We start from the raw sequence: 18,512 nt of genomic DNA, 5'->3' as shown, positions 1-18,512 counted from the left end.
TGCGGACTTCCTTTGGTCTGTAGCTTGAAAGGCTCGGGTCTATGTATCTGAGAATCAACCGAGCAGCTTGCGCTGGCGGTTCTTGTGGTCGGTATACGTCTCGTAGGCCTGCTGGGTGGATTCGAGGTCCGAGACCTGGGAGACGGGAACGTCCCACCAGGATTCCGAGCTGGGTGCATCCAGCAGAGGATCGGACTCGACGTGGATGACGATCGGGCCGGTTTCGGGGGCTGCTTTGGCTTCCTTGATGGCAGCGCCGAGGGATTCGATGACGTTCTCGCCCGGTTCGATCCGGATGACCTTCGCACCCAGGGATTCGGCGTTGGTGGCCAGATCGATCGGCAGGTGCTCGCCGGCGTCGAAACTGTGCTGTTCCTTATCCAGCACCCGGTACTGCGTACCGAAACGCTGGGAGCCGAGCGACTCGGACAGTGAACCGATGGAGGCGTAGCCGTGGTTCTGGATCAGGACCACGATCAGTTTGATGCGTTCGGCGACGGCGGTGACCAGTTCGGTATGCATCATCAGGTAGGAACCGTCCCCCACCATCACCACGACGTCCCTGTTTGGACCGCCGGCAGCGGCTTCGGCCAGTGCTGCGCGTTTCACGCCCAGCCCGCCCGGGATTTCGTAGCCCATGCAGGAATAGGCGTATTCCACGTGGTAGCCGAACGGGTCACGGACCCGCCACATTTTGTGCAGGTCCCCGGGCAGGGAACCCGCGGCGCAGATGACCACGTCCTGGTCATCCATGGCCTTGTTCGTGGCTCCGATGATCTCGTTCTGGGCCGGCAACGGCGTGAAACGGGTCTCGAACGCCTCATCCACGATCGCGTTCCAGCGCTTCTTCTCCGCCGCGACCTTCTCTTCAAGGTCAGCACCCACACGATAACCGCCCAGCGCCTGGTTCAGTTTCACTAGGGCCTTGCGGGCATCAGCGACCACGGGGATGGTGGTGCCGTGTTTGTAGGCATCGATCGGGGCCACGTTGATGTTCACGAACTTCACGTCCGGGTTCTGGAACGCGGTGCGGGACGCGGTGGTGAAGTCTTCGTAGCGGGTGCCAATCCCGATCACCAGGTCCGCCTCGGCCGCGATGGCGTTGGCCGCCGTCGTGCCCGTGGAACCGATCGCACCCAGGGAATGCTTGTGATCCCACGGGAGGACACCGACGCCAGCCTGGGTGTTGCCCACCGGAATGCCGGTGAGCTCGGCAAAGGCGGCGAGTTCCTCGTTGGCGTAGGCGTAGAGCACGCCGCCGCCGGCGATGATTAGCGGGCGCTTGGCGGCACGGATGGCCTCCACTGCGCGGCGGATGTCCTCATCCTCGGCCTCGGGACGGCGAATCCGCCAGTCACGCTCGGCCAAGAACTCTTCCGGAACGTCGAGGGCTTCGGCTTGGACGTCCTGCGGCAGCGAAATCGTCACCGCGCCCGTCTCGGCCGGGTCCGTCAGGACACGCAGGCCGTGGTGGAACGCCGAGAACAACTGCTCCGGGCGGGAGACCCGGTCAAAGAACTTCGACAACGGACGGAAGGCATCATTGACCGTGATGTCGTACGCATACGGCAGTTCCAACTGCTGCAACACCGGGTCCGCTGCACGGGTGGCGAACGTGTCGCTCGGCAGCAGCAGCACCGGCAGCCGGTTCGTTGTAGCCAGGGCGGCACCGGTCAGCAGGTTCGAGGAACCCGGACCAATGGACGTGCTGATCGCGAACGTCTGGCGCCGGCGGGTGTGCCGTGCATAGCCAACAGCCTGGTGCGCCTGGGCCTGCTCATTGCGGCCCTGGTAGTACGGCATGATGGACGGGTCCGCTGCCTGGTACTGCTTCAAAGCCTGACCAACGCCGGCAACGTTGCCGTGCCCGAAGATACCGAACATGCCCGGAATCAGGCGCTCACGGTACTCCTGGCCACCGATGGAATCCACCGTGTACTGCTTGGAAAGGAACTCGACCACGGCCTGGGCCACGGTCATCCGACGGGTTGCTGTTCCTGTTGAGGTCCGCATGGCGGGGCTACTCCGATACTTTCACTGGAATACGGTCAGACGAGGTTTGCTCCGAAGGAGCCGCAACTGGTCCAGCGTTGTTCAGCAGCGAGGCGGCCGTCGCGACGGCACCCGCCACATCGCCGTCGTGCGGGTACAAAAGCGTGCGGCCCACCGTGAGGCCGCGGACGCCCGGCAGCGCGAGGGCGGCCTGCCAACTGGCGAAGACCTCGTCTTGGGAGCCGTCAGGGTCACCACCCAACAGCACGGTAGGAAGCGTGGTGGAGGCCATGACGCGCTCCATGTCAGCCACAACCGGCAGTTTCATCCAGGTGTAGGCGCTGGTGGAACCCAGGCCCTCGGCGATGCCGACGGACTTGATCACGGCGTCCGCGCGGAGATCGTTGCGGACCTTGCCATGTGCGTCACGCACCGAGAGGAATGGCTCCACCATGGCGATGAGCTTACGTTCGGCCAACGAATCGATGGCCTTGGCGGTCGCTTCAAGCGTGGCCACCGTGTCCGGGTCACCCAGGCAGATCCGCGTGAGCATCTTGCCGCCATCGGCACCGAGTGCCTGTAACGCGGCAGCTGTGTGTCCGGTGAACCGGTCATCGAACTCATTGACCAGACCAGCCAGGCCACCACGGTTCATCGAGCCGAAGATGAGTTTGCCGTCCAAAGCACCCAGCAGAAGCAGGTCATCCATGATGTCCGGTGAGGCAAGGATGCCATCCACGGCCGGGTTGGCGAGGGCGATCTGCAGCCGGTCCAGAAGGTCCCGGCGATCGGCCATCGCCATCGGCTCCGGCCCAACGGACAGGGCGCCGCGCGCCGGATGATCTGCCGCAACAATGAAATTCTGGACACCGTGCTTCAGCCCTGGGTGGCGACGACGGGTGGCAGCCGCGCGTGCGACGGCTTCCGGGTCCTCGAGCCGGATGCGGCTCAAGTGCTCATAGCGGCGGGGGTCATCGTTCAGGCTCAACGGACTGCTCCTTCTGCGAACGTTGGTGCTGCGGGCGCAGGGGCCGCGGCAGGGGAAGCTCCCGGGATGGGCCGGCCGCGTTCCGCGAGCAGCGAGGTGACCTCATCCGGCGTCGGCATCGCATCAGCGCAGGACACGCGGGAGGCAACGATCGCGCCGGAAGCGTTGGCGTAATCCAGAACCTCGGACAGGCTCCAGCCGGACAGCAGCCCATGGCAGAAAGCCCCGCCGAAGGAGTCACCCGCGCCCAGGCCGTTGACGGTTTCCACCGGCACAGGGGCCGAGACGACCCGCTCGGTGCGGGTCTTGGCCATGACACCTTCCGGGCCGAGCTTCACCACGGCAATCTCGACGCCGGCGGCCAGCAGGCGGTCCGCCTGTTCGTCGGGCGTACCCTCCCCCACTGCAACAGCGCATTCCTTGTCGTTCCCGATCGCAACCGTAACGTGCGGAAGGATCCGAGCAACTTGCGTGCGGGCTTCCTCTTCCGAATCCCAGAACATCGGCCGGTAATCCAGGTCCAGGATGGTGAACTGGCCTTCCTTCAAACCATTCCGGGGACGGGCTTCGTGAGCGGCGATGTGCGCGGTGCGGCTGGGTTCCTGGCAGAGGCCGGTCACCGTGGACCAGAAAATGCCCGCGTCCCTAATAGCATCCAGATCCAACTCTTCGGCTTTGATCTGCAGGTCCGGCGCCGTGGGAAACCGTCCATAGAAGTACAGAGGGAAATCTTCCGGCGGCTTGATCGCGCAGAAAGTCACCGCCGTCGGGTACTCCTTCACGGGGGAGACAAAGGAATCATCAACATTGAACTTGTGCAGTTCCCGGTGCAGGTAGTTCCCGAACGCGTCATCGCCGGTCCGGGTAATGACACCCGCACGGCGGCCGTGGCGCGCAGCAGCGACGGCCACGTTGGAGGGCGATCCTCCCAAATACTTGCCGAAGGACGTCACGTCCTCCAGGTCCACCCCAATATCGTTCGGGTAGATATCAACGCTGATGCGCCCGATCGTAAGCAGTTCGTGGGTCACGATGATCGTTGACCTTTCTCTTGTGAACTCTGAACCTTTGAGCGCTGGGCCCCAATGCCTTGCCACCCCTTCAGTGAGCGGGGCCACATGACTACTTTGCACCAGATTTCATGTCCTGTCAAAGGTTTGTACTGACATATTTACAACGTGACACGGACTGCATCTACTTGCGCGGGATGGCCAATTCTCCAGTGACATACTGACTGCGCCCGAAGCCGAAAGACCAGTCGCCGGGCGAGTTTTCAATGTAGCCAATGAAGACGTCCTCGCCCTTGACGCCAAGCTCGCCAAGCCCTTCGGTAATGGCTTCGAAGAGTGAGCTCTTGGCCACCTGGGTTCGTCCACCCTGCGTGAAGATCTGGATCATGACCACCTCAAGGCTGCGCTCAAACCCCAGTCCAGCGTCCTGGGCCACAATCTGCCCATTCGGGTGCTCGGTGATGATGTGGAAGTAGTCCCGCTCAGGGATTTCATACTCAGAGACGATTGCATTGTGGATGGCCCGGCTGATGGCGGCCAACTCCTCCGCCGGCCGGCCCTGATTGACGTCGACTCTTACCAATGGCATCTCGCACTCCTTCGAATTAGTTTGTCCTGACATACTAACAAAGAAAGGCTCTGAAGGTACAGGGCCCCGCAACGCGCATTAAAGCACGACGGCGACCCCGCCGCCTTCCGTGGGAAAGGTGAGGGGCCGCCGTCGTGCTTGCCTTAAACAGCAACGCGGGGTCACTTTGAGCCCATTCCACACTCGGGAATGGGCCGTAAGTGACCCCGCGTTGCTTTGGGTACTAGAGCGTTGCGAAAACTTCGCGCAGCAGCTTAGCGGTTTCGGACGGCGTCTTGCCGACCTTCACGCCTGCAGCTTCGAGAGCTTCCTTCTTGGCCTGCGCGGTTCCTGCGGAGCCGGAGACGATGGCGCCTGCGTGGCCCATGGTCTTACCTTCAGGAGCGGTGAAGCCTGCAACGTAGCCAACAACCGGCTTGGTGACGTTGGCCTTGATGAAGTCAGCAGCACGCTCTTCAGCGTCACCACCGATTTCGCCGATCATGACGATTGCCTTGGTCTCCGGGTCAGCTTCGAACGCAGCCAGGGCGTCGATGTGCGTGGTGCCGATGATGGGGTCGCCACCAATGCCGATGGCGGTGGAGAAGCCGAGGTCGCGGAGTTCGTACATCATCTGGTAGGTCAAGGTACCGGACTTGGACACGAGGCCGATGGGGCCCTTGCCCGTGATGTTTGCAGGGGTGATGCCAACCAGGGCTTCGCCCGGGGTGATGATGCCGGGGCAGTTCGGTCCGATGATGCGGGTGACCTGGTTGCCCTCGGCGTCAACCTTGGACTGCGCGAGTGCCCAGAACTCGGCGGAGTCCTGAACCGGAACGCCTTCAGTGATGACTACAACGAGGCCGATACCGGCTTCGATGGCTTCAACCACGGCGTCCTTGGTGAATGCCGGCGGAACGAAGACGATGGAGACGTCGGCGCCGGTTTCAGCGATGGCTTCCTTGACGGTGCCAAAGACGGTGATTTCCTTGTCGCCGTGCAGGACCGTGGTGCCGGCCTTGCGGGCGTTGACGCCACCAACAATGTTGGTGCCGGCCTTGAGCATCAGTGCGGTGTGCTTGGTGCCTTCGCCGCCGGTGATGCCCTGAACGATGACCTTGGAGTCTTTGTTGAGGTAGATAGACATTCTCGCGTCCCTTTACTTAGCTGCGTTGGCGAGCTCGGCGGCCTTGTCGGCGCCCTCGTCCATGGTGGCGGCCAGGGTAACCAGCGGGTGGTTGGCCTCGGTCAGGATGCGGCGGCCTTCCTCGACGTTGTTGCCGTCGAGGCGAACGACCAGCGGCTTGTTCGCAGCGGATCCGAGCTCAGCAAGTGCACCCACGATGCCCTTTGCCACAGCGTCACAAGCGGTGATGCCACCGAAGACGTTGACGAAAACGCTCTTGACCTGGGAGTCACCCAGGATGACGTCCAGGCCGTTGGCCATGACCTCAGCAGAAGCTCCACCACCGATGTCCAGGAAGTTGGCGGGCTTGACGTTGCCATGATTTTCACCAGCGTAGGCAACGACGTCCAGGGTGGACATCACAAGACCGGCGCCATTGCCGATGATGCCTACTTCGCCGTCCAGCTTGACGTAGTTGAGGTCCTGCGCCTTGGCCTTGGCCTCGAGCGGGTCAGCTGACTCCTTGTCCTCGAGCAGTGCGTGGTGCACGTGGCGGAAGTCGGCGTTTTCGTCGAGGGTGACCTTGCCGTCGAGGGCAATGATGTCGCCTGCGCCGGTGCGGACCAGCGGGTTGACCTCAACCAGGGTTGCGTCTTCCTTCTTGAAAACGTCCCAGAGCTTCAGAATGACGTCGGCCACTTTGCCGCGCAGTTCTTCAGCGAAGCCTGCGGCTGCGACGATCTCGTCAGCCTTGGCCTGGTCAATGCCCACAGCGGGATCGATGGCGATCTTGGCCAGGGCCTCGGGACGCTCAACAGCCAGCTGCTCAATTTCCATTCCGCCCTCAACCGAGCACATGGCCAGGTAGTTGCGGTTGGCGCGGTCCAGGAGGACCGAGAAGTAGAATTCCTCGGCGATGTCCGCACCCTGGGCGATCATCACCTTGTTGACGGTGTGGCCCTTGATGTCCATGCCCAGGATGTTGGTGGAGTGCTCAAGCGCCTCGTCGGCAGTCTTGGCAACCTTGACGCCGCCAGCCTTGCCGCGGCCACCAACCTTAACCTGTGCCTTTACGACAGTAACGCCGCCGATCTTCTCGGCAGCTGCCTTTGCTTCTTCAGGAGTGTGCGCCACGATGCCGGCGAGCACGGGTACACCGTGCGCTTCGAACATATCGCGCGCCTGATATTCAAACAGGTCCACGGTTTAGTGTCCTTCTACGTCGAAGTAGTTTTCTGTTCAGCCGGGAACCGCGATGACCGCGATAGCCAGCTGCGGAAAGTACGCGGTAACAACCAGGATTGAAGCCGGTCACATTGCGTAAGGTCCTCTCGGAACTTTAGCCCTTTGAGGAGTCCCGCCAGCTACACACTACCTGTTAAGTGAGTAACCTTACACTTCTATCGGCTGTAGAAAACCCGCAGAATGACGCGGTTTTTTGGCCGTTCATCGTCTGTTCGACGGCGATCACGACGCCGGCTCCAGGTTCCCCTTGACCGTTTTGCCGCCGTCGGAAATCAGCTGGTAGCCCGCCCGGCTGACAAAGAACGCCACGCCACCGGAGACATTTCCGCAGGCAACGCCGTCGTTATAGGCCGAGCACCGAAGGCCGTTGCGCTCGATGTTCTGCCCGTCGGCCAACTCGCGCAGCTTGGAAATGGGGCCGCTCCGGCTACCTTTGGGCCCGAACTCAGACTCCATTTGTGTTACGCCGGAACGACATGAGCCGTAGACAGCCTTATCCGGCGTCAGGAGAACCGTGCCGCCGAGATAACCCAGGCCCGTTCCGGCGCAGTCGTCTGCGACGTCGGTTAGCTCAGGTTTGGCGTACTTCGCCAATTCGCAGTGCACCACAGGCACCACGGCAAACTTGTTGTTGGCCGCATCAGAATACGAGTTCGCCTCGTACGGAACGTTGAGGTGACCGCCCCTGGAAGAGGTCATGGCACACACGATGTTGCGGTCCGGCGTCACAAATGCGGTGACGTCCTCGCCGGCGGCCAAGGTGGTCTGCTCGGTAACCGGGACCTGCTTGAGCTGTTCCAGCGGAGGCAACGGCGCCGGCGGAACGTAGTCAGGGTCCTTGGTGGAGAACGAGCAGCCCGAGGCTAACACCATGAGCAAAGCGGCAAGAATCCCCAATACAGTCCGTCGCATGCCACCAATTATGCCGTTATGCGTCAGGCATCGATTTTGGTCAGCGGCGCGTAGCGCAATAGCAGGCGCTTCTCACCGACGTCGAACTTCACCTTTGCGACGGTCTTGTCGCCCGAGCCCTCGACTCCCAGCACAACGCCGTTGCCGAAGCTTGTGTGGTTGACCTTGTCCCCCACCACCACGGAAATGACTTCCTTTTGCGGCTGCACCCGGTTGCGTGCGACGGCGGCCGGGACGTCGGCGTCGAAACCGGCGGTTGGGCTGGCGGCAACCCCGCGTGAGGTGCCTGCGCCCCAGAAAGAGCCGCCGTAACGGTTGGAGCCGATCGGAGCGTTTCCCCAACCGCCCCCTGCCGCTTGCCGGCTCATGCCCTCACGTTTCCAGTCCACCAGCTCGGCGGGAATCTCCTCCAGAAACTGGCTGGCGGGGTTGTACTGGCTTTGGCCCCACATGCTGCGGACTTCGGAGCGCGTGACGTAGAGCCGTTTGCGTGCGCGGGTGAGGCCCACGTAGGCCAGGCGGCGTTCCTCCGCCAGTTCCTTGGGATCCGTGGCCGAGCGCTGATGCGGGAAGATACCGTGCTCCATGCCGGTCAGGAAGACCACCGGAAACTCCAGGCCTTTGGCCGTGTGCAACGTCATGAGCGTGACAACGCCCATGCGCTTGGCTTCGGCCACCGCGGCGTCAATATCCCCGCCGGGAGCATCAGGAATTTGGTCGGCGTCGGCCACCAGGGAAACCTGCTCCAGGAACTCGCCCAGCGAACCGTCCGGGTTGTCGCGTTCATACTCGCGGACTACGGCCACCAATTCGGCGAGGTTCTCCACGCGGGACTCGTCCTGGGGATCGTTGCTGGCGCGCAGGCCGGCAAGATATCCGGTCTGCTCGAGCACTGCCTCCAGGGCAGCGGCAGCACCGGATCCGGAAGCCACCTCAGCGAGGTCATCCAGCAGCTTCACAAAGCCCAGGACTGCGTTCACAGAACGTGTTGCCATGCCGGGCGCTTGGTCGGCACGGCGGGCCGCGGCCATAAAGGACGTCCGATCGCGTTCAGCCAAGGCAGCCACGGCACCCTCTGCGCGGTCGCCAATCCCTCGCTTGGGTTCATTGAGAACCCGGCGGAGGTTGACGTCGTCGTCAGGGTTTACCAGAACGCGCAAGTACGCCAGGGCGTCCTTGATTTCCTTGCGCTCGTAGAACCGCGTGCCGCCCACGACTTTGTAGGGCAGGCCTACCCGGACCAGCACGTCTTCAATGGACCGTGACTGGGCGTTGGTGCGATAGAAGATGGCGACATCGCCAGGACGCAGCCCTTCCTCGTCCTGAAGCCGGTCGATTTCCTTGGCAATGAACTGGGCTTCGTCGTGCTCGTTCTCCCCGACGTAGCCCACGATCTTCTCGCCATCTCCCTCTGCCGTCCACAACCGCTTTTCCTGGCGGTTGGGGTTCCGGGAAATCACGGAGTTGGCGGCGGCAAGGATGTTCTGCGTGGAGCGGTAGTTTTGCTCAAGTTTGATGGTGCGCGCGTTGGGGTAATCGGCCTCGAACTCCACGATGTTGCGGATGTCCGCACCACGGAAAGCGTAGATGGACTGATCGGAATCTCCCACCACGGTGAGTTCGCTGGGTTCGACGTCGGTATCGGTTCCCAAGCCAACGATTTCCCTGACCAGCGCGTACTGGGCGTGGTTGGTGTCCTGGTACTCATCGACCAGCACGTGCCGGAAGCGACGGCGGTAAGACTCGGCGAGCGCGGGGAATGCGCGGAACATGTAGACGGTTTCCGCGATGAGGTCATCGAAGTCCATGGCATTGGCTTGGCGCAGGCGCTGGGTGTAGCCCTTGAACACCTCTGCCACGGCTTGTTCGAAGGGGTCGTTGTGGTTTGCCGATGAGACGTAGGAGTCGGCGTCGATTAGCTCGTTCTTGAGTGCGGAAATCTTGTGCTGGATGGCCTTGGGCGGGAACTTCTTGGGATCAAGGTCCAGGTTCTTGGACACAAGGGTGATCAGGCGCAGGGAATCCGCGGAGTCGTAAATGGAGAAGTTCGAGTTCAATCCCACGTTGGCTGCCTCGCGGCGCAGGATTCGCACACAGGAGGAGTGGAACGTGGAGATCCACATGCTCTTGGCTCTGCCACCTACCAAGGCCTCGATACGTTCGCGCATCTCCGCGGCGGCCTTGTTGGTAAAGGTGATGGCCAGGATTTCGCCGTGGTGCGCACGCTTGGTGGCAATAAGGTAGGCGATCCTGTTACTCAGCACACGGGTCTTGCCCGAGCCCGCGCCCGCAACGATCAGCAACGGACTGCCGGCGTGCTTCACGGCTTCTTCCTGCTGCGGGTTCAAGCCTTGGAGGAGGGCGTCGGCAGATGGCAGCCTGCCTGCCTCCTGATGACCCCAGGCGCCGGAAGCAGGACTTTCGTTTGTGCCGCTGCTGGACCCACCGCTGCCCTCGCCGAACCGGGCACGGGAAGTACCGCCGCCCGCGTGCGAAAGCTCCGGGGCAGCCTTGGTTGCGGCTTTGGGGCCTGCGTTGAAGGGGCCGTCTGCGTAGGGGTCGAACAACATATCCATGGTGACTACCAGTCTAGGCGGTGCCTCTGACACTCAAGGGCCACCCCAAAGTCAGCCCCGCCCAGGCGATCAAAAACTACGCAAACTGCGGTACAGAGGTGAGGGCGCCACTCAGCTCGCGGACCGCCGTCGGGCCTCCTGCGATGAACCAGTTAAGGCCGTTGACCTGCACGACGGCGGTGTCCCCGCCTGCAGCGCGGACGATCGCCTTGCCAGGGAGCCAGTCCCACTCCGGGCAGCTGTGCTGGAACCAGCAGCCGAGCTCGCCATCGGCCACCCGGCCGAGGTCGCACGAGCCTGAACCGAACATTCGAAGCGCTGCAGCGGAGACAGCAGCGGCATGCCAGGGCATGGCAGTGCGTGGGTCCGCCAACCAGGTGGGGTGGATGTAGGTTGCTGCGCAGATCTGGCCGACCGAGAGGTCCCCGGAACCCGAGATGCGTTCGCCGTTCAGGCTGGCGGGATGCTCGTCGCCGCCGAGCCACAGCTTGTCCAGTTCGGGCTGGTAGATAGCCCCAAGCAACACGTCCGGGTCCGCAACCCGGTTGCCGCCGCGATCTGAGTCGTCGCGTTTAAGGGCAATGGCCGAGCACCAGTACGTGGAGCCGTGAAGGAAGTTGTATGTTCCATCCACCGGATCGATCACCCAGGTCCGGCCACTCGTGCCGGCAACAGAAGCGCCTTCCTCGCCCAGGATCCCATCTTCCGGGCGGCAGCGTCGCAATTGTTCCAGGACGTAAGCCTCGGCCGCGTGATCAGCTGCCGTGACGACGTCGGACACTGACGTCTTGCGCGTACCCTGTAGTCCGCCCATCCGCATGAGCAGCGCCAGTTGGCCTGCTTCGCGGACCAGTGCGCTGGCCAATTGGTAGTCATCAAGTGATGGATCGAGTTCAGTTGCGGTGTGCCTGCCGGTGGTCATGGTCCCAGCTTATGTGGCGGGATAATGAATGACATGGCCAAGACACCAGCGCAGCGCATCAAGAAGCACGGAGCCAAGGCAGTGGTCCCCGAACACTCCCTCCCGTCCGTGATCAATCCCACCACGCGGAGGACCCCCGAGAAGGCGCAGAGCAACTCCAAGCTGATCGTCATCGCGGGAGTTGTGGCCAGCCTGTTCCTGTTCTGGTACCTGCACCTGCTCACGCTGAACCAGATGACGCAGCTTTCAGGTGGCCTGGCCATGCCGGATTCGCTGATCGGTGGGTTCTCCCAGGACTATGTCGCTCAGCTTCGCGCCGCGATGGACGAGGCCGCCCGGGGCCAGCTGAACTACGTCCATAAGACTGCGGGCACGCTCTTTCCACTGATCTTCGGCTTCAGTTGGCTCCTGCTGATCGGCACCAACGTTGCGCGCAAAGCGTGGCGCTGGGCAATGTGGGCCGCTCCCCTGCTGTTTGCGGTGGCCCACTTGTGGTCCAACGTCGCCATCGATTCCATGCTGGCCATGGAAACGCCCGACGCCGGTTCGGTTGCCCTGGCGTCCACCCTCACCATTGCGTCGTGGGTACTGTTCCTCATTAGCCTGCTGTGCGGTGCGGCGGCGGTGTTCCTGGGATTGAAGAACGCAAAACAGCCCTGACAGCTTTCCGTTCCCTTGTGACGCGGTGAGCCACTACCAGGCCCACCAAGGACAACCCCAGGATGATCGGATACGCCATGGTGCGCTCGATGGCGCCCGGCTCCTCGACCCGCAACTGCACCGCAAGGACGTAGATGGTTGCTCCCAAGGAAACTACTCCGAACAGCAGCACTATCCACGACATCTGCGTATGCCCCCGCCACACTAGGCCAAGTATCACCAAGGACAGCGGTCCGGCGATGAAGTACAGCCCCGCACCGGTCAGATGCAGCGCGAGGTCAGTGTCTTCGGGGATCAAGCCAACCATCGCCTGGCCTATGCCCGCAACGAGGATCAGCACCCTGACTGCCCCCGCTGCAATCCAAGGAAATGCCGCGGCTGGTGATGCCATCCTTGGCCGGATCACCCGGGCGCCCGGTTCAGCCGCCACAGAGAGGACAGCCGAGCTCAGCAGCACTGCCCCGAGCACCATGGCAACCCCTTGGAGCACGAACGAGGCATTCATCAGCCAATTAAGCGGCGAGCACACCTCGTAACCGTTAAAGGGACCACAGTGGGCAGCGCCAAGGTCACTGATGACGTGGGCACGCCGGTCATAACCTGGATTGCCTTGCCACACAGCCATCGCCGTGGCTTCCACAACGAAATAGTGGATGAGGGTGATCGCGGCCCAACCCCCGATCAGCTCGCGCCGGCCAGCGAGGTCAGGCAGAAGTCCCCGGTCCCCGCCGAGCGGACCACCCGCCGTCGTCATAGCGCCAGAATAGTCCCGGAGCCCCGATGGCGCACCCGTTCAGTCAGCGCTGCCTGAGTCGGTTGGCTTTCCGCACGGTGCGCACCCGTTGGGCGATGACCAAGCCGGCAGCAGCCAGGCCGATGGTCACGGGGTAGCCCATCAGCCGTTCCAGTGTTCCGGGCTGGGGCACTTCCATTCCCGTGATCCCCCCAATGATGAGCGCTCCGATACACAAGGAGCCACAGGCTGCGATGAACCAGCTCATCGGGGTCTGCCGGAACCAGAGGATGCCTAGCAGCAGCAATGCGAAGCCACCACCAATGAAGAACATCAGGGCGCCCGCGAAATGCCATGGGGAGCCGACATCCTCTGGCACCAGGCCAACGATTACCGTCCCGCCGCCCGAAACACCCGTGAGTATTCGGATGGCCACAGCCATGATCCAGGGCTTGGCCAAGACCCTGGTCCGGGGTTCTTTGTCGGCCGTGGTGGCGTGGAAGCGCTGGGCATGCACGCCCGGACGCGCTGCCACGCACAAAAGCCCTGCGGTCAGGAACACCGCACCAAGGATCAATGCAAGGCCCTGGACAACAAACGAGGCGTTCATCAGCACATGGAGTGGTGAGCAGACGGCCCGGTCCTCGTAGACGCCGCACGAGGCAGCACCGAGGTCGCTGATGAACCCGGTAGCTCTGCTGTAGGGCTCCGGACCGGCCCAGGCCTCGATAACGGCAGCCTCGGCAACGAAATACTGGACCACGCTCAACTGGGCCCAGCCGCCAATGTTTGCCCGTGTTGCGCGGACATCCGGAAGGAATGTGCCGGTGGTTTCCGGTGGTGTCGCATGCCCTCTCATGACCGCCAGCCTAGCCGTGTTCGGGCACCGGCCCGGCAGCTTGTATGCTTGTAGTCGTGTCCGGCCATGGAGCTCCGTAACGGGACTCCGGGCGATGGACACGCAGGCCCTCGTAGCTCAGTGGATAGAGCACGGCTCTCCTAAAGCCGGTGTCGTTGGTTCGATTCCAATCGAGGGCACTTGAACCACCAGCAGCCCCCACAGGACTTGCGCGGCTATTTGGCTGGCGCGTGGAATGTGGAGCGGACTCTCCTGGACCGGGCCTCCGGCACCCGCGGAACCTTTACCGGCGTCGTGCGCTACACGGAAGGGCCCGACGGCGGCCTCCAGTACCGCGAGGACGGAACCATGCACTGGCCCACGCACACGGGCGCGGCGTTCCGCGAATATCTCCTCAAGCCAGGCCCTGAACCGGATTCCATGGGCGTTTTCTTCCCCGACGGCCGGCCCTTCCATGTCATGAGCTTCGCGGAGCAGGCCAACCAAGACAAACACTGGTGCGACCCCGACGACTACTACGTGAACTACACCTGGGAGGGCCCGGATGCATTCAGTTTCACGTGGGATGTCCGCGGTCCCGCAAAGGATCTGCTGCTGGAATCGCATCTGGTTCGAATCAAAGCCGGAGGCAAGCGTGAGCGTTACTGATGTGATCGTGGTCAGCGCAGTGTGCGTTTACAACAAGGAGGGCCAGCTCCTGACCGTCCGCAAACGGGGCACGGACAAATTCATGCATCCAGGCGGCAAACCCGAGGCCGGTGAAACCGCCGCGGAAGCTGCAGCAAGGGAATTGTTCCAGGAAGTAGGCATCGAGGTAGCCCCGGAGGAACTCGAACCCCTGGGCGCTTGGCTCGCAGTGGCTGCCAACGAGGCCGCAACCAACATCGAGGCCACAGTCTTCACGGCTCCTGGAACCTGGGAAGCACACCCTTCGGCCGAGATCGCAGAGATCCGTTGGCTGGACCTCGCAGCACCGCTACCCGAGGACCTCGCACCCCTGCTGACGGACCACGTCCTCCCTGCGCTCGCCTCGCCTAAGTAGGAGGTCACCCAAGTAGGTCGCATTTGTGCGCGTTTTGAGCCCTCAAAACGCGCTTAAATGCGACTTAGTTGGGCTCCGGGACAGCTTCCTCGGCCACCGCCGTGGCTTCCGCAAACTGGGTCCGGTACAGCTCGGCGTAGCGGCCGTCGGCAACAAGCAACTCGGTGTGGGTGCCGCGCTCCACGATCCTGCCGTCCTCTACCACCAGGATCACGTCTGCCGCACGGATCGTAGACAACCTGTGGGCAATCACGACGGCGGTACGCCCCTCGAGTGCTTCCCCCAAGGCCGCTTGGACGGCGGCTTCGTTGGTGGAGTCCAGCGCGGCGGTTGCCTCATCCAGAATCACGACGCGCGGCTGCTTGATGAGCAAACGGGCGATGGTGAGCCTTTGCCGTTCACCACCGGAGAGCCGGTATCCGCGCTCCCCCACAACTGTCTCAAGGCCATCGGGAAGGGACCGGATCATGGGTTCCAGGCGTGCTCGCCGGAGCACCTCCCACATGTCCTCTTCCGTGGCATCGGGCCGGGCGAGGCGCAGGTTGGATGCAATGGTTTCGTGGAACAGATGGCCATCCTGGGTCACCATGCCCAGTGCGTCGCGCAGGGAGTCAAACTGAAGGTCCCGGACGTCCACGCCGGTGCCAGGCCCGCGCCCACCAAGGCGCACCGCTCCGGAGTCGACGTCGTACAGGCGGGACAAGAGTTGGGCCACCGTGGACTTTCCTGCGCCGGACGAGCCCACCAAGGCCACCGTCTGGCCTGGCTCAACGCGGAAGCTGACACCGTGCAGAACTTCCTCGCCGCCGCGCGTGTCCAGGGTGGACACGTCTTCCAAGGAGGCAAGGGACACTTTGTCCGCCGACGGGTACGAAAAGCGGACGTCGTGGAATTCCACGGCCACGGGTCCGGACGGAACGGCTACGGCATCCGGCTTTTCCGTGATGAGCGGCTGCAGGTCCAGGATCTCGAAGACCCGCTCGAAGCTGACAAGTGCGCTCATGATTTCCACGCGCGCGTTGGAGAGCGCGGTAAGCGGCGCGTAGAGACGGGTCAGGAGAAGGGCCAGGACAACTACGTCGCCTGGTGCCAGTTGGCCACCAAGGGCAAGCCAGCCGCCCAATCCGTAAACGAGGGCCAAGGCCAAGGCCGAGACCAAAGTCAGCGCCGTGACGAAGGTGAACTGCAGCATGGCGGTGCGGATGCCGATATCGCGTACGCGGCCGGCCCTGGCAGCGAACTCCCGGGATTCCTCGTCCGGCCTGCCGAAGAGTTTTACCAATGTGGCGCCGGGAGCGGAGAACCTTTCGGTCATCTGCGTACCCATGGCAGCGTTGTGCGCGGCTGCCTCGCGTCGGAGGTCTGCCAGCTTGGAGCCCATGCGCCGGGCAGGTATGAGGAAGATTGGAAGCAACACCATGGCCAGAACGGTGACCAGCCAGGACGTGTTGAGCATGACGATCAGAGTCAAGGCGAGCGCCACCACGTTGCTCACCACGCCGGACAAGGTACCGGCGAAGGCTGACTGCGCCCCGATGACGTCGTTGTTCAAGCGGCTGACCAATGCGCCGGTGCGTGTCCGGGTGAAGAAAGCGACGGGCATGCGCTGCACGTGGTCGAACACGCGCGTCCGGAGGTCCACGATGACGCCCTCGCCGATGGTGGAGGACAACCATCGGGTCACCAGTCCGACTCCAGCCTCGCCAACAGCCACAATCGCAATGAGGACGGCCAGCCAGATCACCGTTCCGACATCTGCCTTGGCAATGATGGCGTCAACCACTTGCCCGGCAAGCACAGGCGTGGCGACGGCGAGGAAGGCGCCTGCGATCGAGGCAATAACGAAGGCTATGAGCTTGCCCTTGTGGGGTGCGGCAAAGCCCAGGACACGTTTCAGCGTCTCCTTCGAGAAGGGTTGCGAGCCGCTCTGGGCACGCGTGATCTTGTGCAGCGAGCTCCAGGCAACGCCATCCATGCTCATGGTTACTTCTCCTGGCCGGGGATGTGGTGAAGCTCCTGGACACGGCCGTTTTCCAGATGCCATCGCGAATCCAACCGCACGTTTTCCAGCAAGCGGCGGTCATGGGTGACGAGGAGCAGGGCGCCTTCGTAGCTTTCCAGCGCCTCTTCCAGTTGCTCGATCGCAGGGAGGTCAAGGTGGTTGGTGGGCTCGTCAAGCACCAACAGGTTCACGCCCCGGGCCTGCAGGAGGGCCAGCGCAGCACGGGTTCGCTCTCCCGGGGACAACGAATCAACGGTCCGCGAAGTGTGGTCCGCTTTGAGGCCGAACTTGGCCAGCAGCGTGCGGACGTCCGCACTGTTCCAGTCCACCAGCACGGCTTCGACGGCGTCGCCAAGCTGCCGTCCGCCGTCGAGCAGTCCGCGGGCTTGGTCGATTTCGCCGATGGCGACAGACGCACCCATGGAGGCCTCGCCGTCGTCGGGCTTCCGGGTGCCCAGCAGCAAGCGCAGGAGAGTGGACTTACCGGCGCCGTTGGGCCCGGTGATTCCGATGCGCTCACCGCCGTTGAGCTGCAGGTTGACCGGCCCCAGCGTGAAGTCGCCTTGGCGGACCACCACGTCACGAAGGGTGGCGACGACGGCACTTGAGCGGGGTGCCTGGCCGATGCTGAACTGCAGTTGCCATTCCTTGCGCGGCTCCTCCACCTCGGTGAGGCGGGCGATGCGCGACTCCATCTGGCGGACCTTCTGTGCCTGCTTTTCGGACGACTCGGTACTCGCGGCCCTCCGGATTTTGTCGTTGTCAGGGTTCTTCTTCATCGCATTGCGGACGCCCTGGGAGCTCCACTCGCGCTGCGTGCGTGCACGGGACACAAGATCGGCTTTGGTGTTGGCGAACTCTTCATAGCGTTCGCGGGCGTGGCGCTTGGCGACGGCACGTTCTTCGAGGAACGCTTCGTAGCCGCCGTCGTAGACAGCCACGGAATTCTGGGCGAGGTCCAGTTCCACAACGGTGGTGACGCAGCGAGCCAGGAACTCACGGTCGTGGGAAACCAGAACCACTCCCCCGCGCAGGCCCTGCACGAAAGCCTCCAGCCGGGCCAGGCCATCGAGGTCCAGGTCATTGGTAGGTTCATCAAGAAGGACAACATCGAAGCGGCTGAGCAGCAGGGCTCCCAAAGCAACCCGGGCAGCCTGCCCACCGGAGAGGCCTGTCATGAGGGCATCGGTGCCAAGCTCAAGGCCAAGATCCGCCAGTACAGCAGGAATCCGGTCCTCCAGGTCTGCAGCACCGGATGCCATCCAGCGGTCAAAAGCCAAGGAGTATGCGTCATCCGTTCCGGGAGCCCCGGAACCAAGGGCCTCGGCGGTGGCTTCCATCTCCGCAGTGGCCTGGGCACAACCAGTGCGGCGCGCAATGTAGGCTGCGATGGTTTCGCCCGCGGTGCGCTCATGTTCCTGGGGCAGCCAGCCAACAAAGGCGTCCGACGGAGCCAGATTGACGGTCCCCTCCTGCGGCTGGTCCACGCCGGAGAGGATGCGCAGAAGCGTGGATTTGCCAGCGCCATTCGCGCCCACCACGCCCACCACATCACCGGGAGCAACGGTGAGGGAAAGCTTCGAAAAGAGCGTGCGGTGGCCATGACCACCGGAAAGATCCTTGGCCACCAGTGTTGCAGTCATTCTCTATTCCTCTCGCAGCGCCATCAGGCGCTCGCGTCTACATCACCAGCGCGGTAAAACAAGCGCGGGTTCACCTACGAAACGCGGCCACACTGCCCGTGATTCCCATGGGCATGGAAAAACCCGCTGGTCCGGACTTGGGGGGTGTACGGACCAACGGGTTCAAGCATCAAGCATAATTCAATGTGGCGTCGGCGTAAAATCAATCCGTACCTTCGCTCCGGCTCCTTTTTG

General features: G+C 62.9%; 16 protein-coding genes and 1 tRNA gene. 4 read left to right on the top strand and 13 right to left on the bottom strand.

Features of this window, described 5'->3' with window-relative positions; all coding sequences use genetic code 11:
* Nucleotides 1–54: 54 nt before the first annotated feature.
* The 9 genes from iolD to KSW38_RS16770 all read right to left on the bottom strand — a co-directional run bounded on the left by iolD (nt 55) and on the right by KSW38_RS16770 (nt 11,339).
* Entirely contained in the window at nt 55–1,980 is a 1,926-nt protein-coding gene (gene iolD, locus KSW38_RS16810; protein ID WP_216926172.1) for a 3D-(3,5/4)-trihydroxycyclohexane-1,2-dione acylhydrolase (decyclizing), read from the bottom strand.
* 40 nt (nt 1,981–2,020) lie between these two features.
* Entirely contained in the window at nt 2,021–2,980 is a 960-nt protein-coding gene (locus KSW38_RS16805; RefSeq protein WP_216926071.1) for a Cgl0159 family (beta/alpha)8-fold protein, read from the bottom strand.
* On the bottom strand, nt 2,977–4,011 hold the full coding sequence (gene iolC / locus KSW38_RS16800; RefSeq protein WP_216926070.1) for a 5-dehydro-2-deoxygluconokinase: 1,035 nt from the start codon (nt 4,009–4,011) through the stop codon (nt 2,977–2,979). Before iolC ends, KSW38_RS16805 begins: the two co-directional genes overlap by 4 nt.
* 163 nt (nt 4,012–4,174) lie before the next feature.
* Nucleotides 4,175–4,579 (bottom strand): tautomerase family protein, encoded by a 405-nt coding sequence (locus KSW38_RS16795; RefSeq protein ID WP_216926069.1) that lies wholly within the window; start codon nt 4,577–4,579, stop codon nt 4,175–4,177.
* 223 nt (nt 4,580–4,802) lie between these two features.
* Complete coding sequence (gene sucD / locus KSW38_RS16790) at nt 4,803–5,705, bottom strand: succinate--CoA ligase subunit alpha (protein ID WP_216926068.1); 903 nt, start codon at nt 5,703–5,705, stop codon at nt 4,803–4,805.
* Between the two features lie 12 nt (nt 5,706–5,717).
* Entirely contained in the window at nt 5,718–6,887 is a 1,170-nt protein-coding gene (gene sucC, locus KSW38_RS16785) for an ADP-forming succinate--CoA ligase subunit beta (protein WP_216926067.1), read from the bottom strand.
* A gap of 264 nt (nt 6,888–7,151) precedes the next feature.
* Nucleotides 7,152–7,841, bottom strand: coding sequence for a hypothetical protein (locus KSW38_RS16780; RefSeq protein ID WP_216926066.1), 690 nt, complete (start codon nt 7,839–7,841; stop codon nt 7,152–7,154).
* A 23-nt stretch (nt 7,842–7,864) separates the two neighbouring features.
* Nucleotides 7,865–10,417 carry a DNA helicase PcrA gene (pcrA, locus tag KSW38_RS16775; protein ID WP_216926065.1) on the bottom strand — a complete coding sequence of 851 codons (2,553 nt, stop codon included), beginning with the start codon at nt 10,415–10,417 and terminating at the stop codon, nt 7,865–7,867.
* 76 nt (nt 10,418–10,493) lie between these two features.
* Nucleotides 10,494–11,339 (bottom strand): inositol monophosphatase family protein, encoded by an 846-nt coding sequence (locus KSW38_RS16770; protein WP_216926064.1) that lies wholly within the window; start codon nt 11,337–11,339, stop codon nt 10,494–10,496.
* 33 nt (nt 11,340–11,372) lie between these two features.
* Here KSW38_RS16770 and KSW38_RS16765 point away from each other — a divergent pair, with 33 nt between their 5' ends.
* Nucleotides 11,373–11,999 carry a hypothetical protein gene (locus KSW38_RS16765; protein WP_216926063.1) on the top strand — a complete coding sequence of 209 codons (627 nt, stop codon included), beginning with the start codon at nt 11,373–11,375 and terminating at the stop codon, nt 11,997–11,999.
* Here the strand turns inward: KSW38_RS16765 and KSW38_RS16760 are convergent.
* Nucleotides 11,938–12,753 (bottom strand): DUF998 domain-containing protein, encoded by an 816-nt coding sequence (locus KSW38_RS16760; protein WP_216926062.1) that lies wholly within the window; start codon nt 12,751–12,753, stop codon nt 11,938–11,940. The two genes, KSW38_RS16765 and KSW38_RS16760, sit on opposite strands and share 62 nt — an antisense overlap.
* 43 nt (nt 12,754–12,796) lie before the next feature.
* Nucleotides 12,797–13,591: a DUF998 domain-containing protein gene (locus KSW38_RS16755; RefSeq protein ID WP_216926061.1), complete on the bottom strand. Its 795-nt coding sequence runs from the start codon at nt 13,589–13,591 to the stop codon at nt 12,797–12,799.
* A 106-nt stretch (nt 13,592–13,697) separates the two neighbouring features.
* Between KSW38_RS16755 and KSW38_RS16750 the strand changes: the two genes are divergently transcribed.
* From KSW38_RS16750 to KSW38_RS16740, 3 genes are all read left to right on the top strand, one after another.
* Nucleotides 13,698–13,770 (top strand) — tRNA-Arg (locus KSW38_RS16750).
* Between the two features lies 1 nt (nt 13,771).
* A complete protein-coding gene (locus tag KSW38_RS16745; RefSeq protein WP_216926060.1) occupies nt 13,772–14,239 on the top strand; it encodes a DUF6314 family protein in 468 nt (155 codons plus the stop codon).
* Nucleotides 14,226–14,633 (top strand): NUDIX hydrolase, encoded by a 408-nt coding sequence (locus KSW38_RS16740; RefSeq protein WP_308169412.1) that lies wholly within the window; start codon nt 14,226–14,228, stop codon nt 14,631–14,633. Before KSW38_RS16745 ends, KSW38_RS16740 begins: the two co-directional genes overlap by 14 nt.
* Nucleotides 14,634–14,697: 64 nt before the next feature.
* Here the strand turns inward: KSW38_RS16740 and KSW38_RS16735 are convergent, their stop codons facing one another.
* Both KSW38_RS16735 and KSW38_RS16730 read right to left on the bottom strand, forming a co-directional pair.
* On the bottom strand, nt 14,698–16,614 hold the full coding sequence (locus KSW38_RS16735) for an ABC transporter ATP-binding protein (RefSeq protein WP_216926059.1): 1,917 nt from the start codon (nt 16,612–16,614) through the stop codon (nt 14,698–14,700).
* Nucleotides 16,615–16,616: 2 nt separating this feature from the next.
* Entirely contained in the window at nt 16,617–18,278 is a 1,662-nt protein-coding gene (locus KSW38_RS16730) for an ABC-F family ATP-binding cassette domain-containing protein (RefSeq protein WP_216926058.1), read from the bottom strand.
* Nucleotides 18,279–18,512: the final 234 nt, after the last annotated feature.

The organism is Paenarthrobacter aromaticivorans (assembly GCF_019038615.1).
GTDB classification, from domain to species: domain Bacteria; phylum Actinomycetota; class Actinomycetes; order Actinomycetales; family Micrococcaceae; genus Arthrobacter; species Arthrobacter aromaticivorans.
The sequence above is the reverse complement of the archived record's forward strand: the minus strand, read 5'-3'. Positions and strand labels throughout refer to the sequence as shown.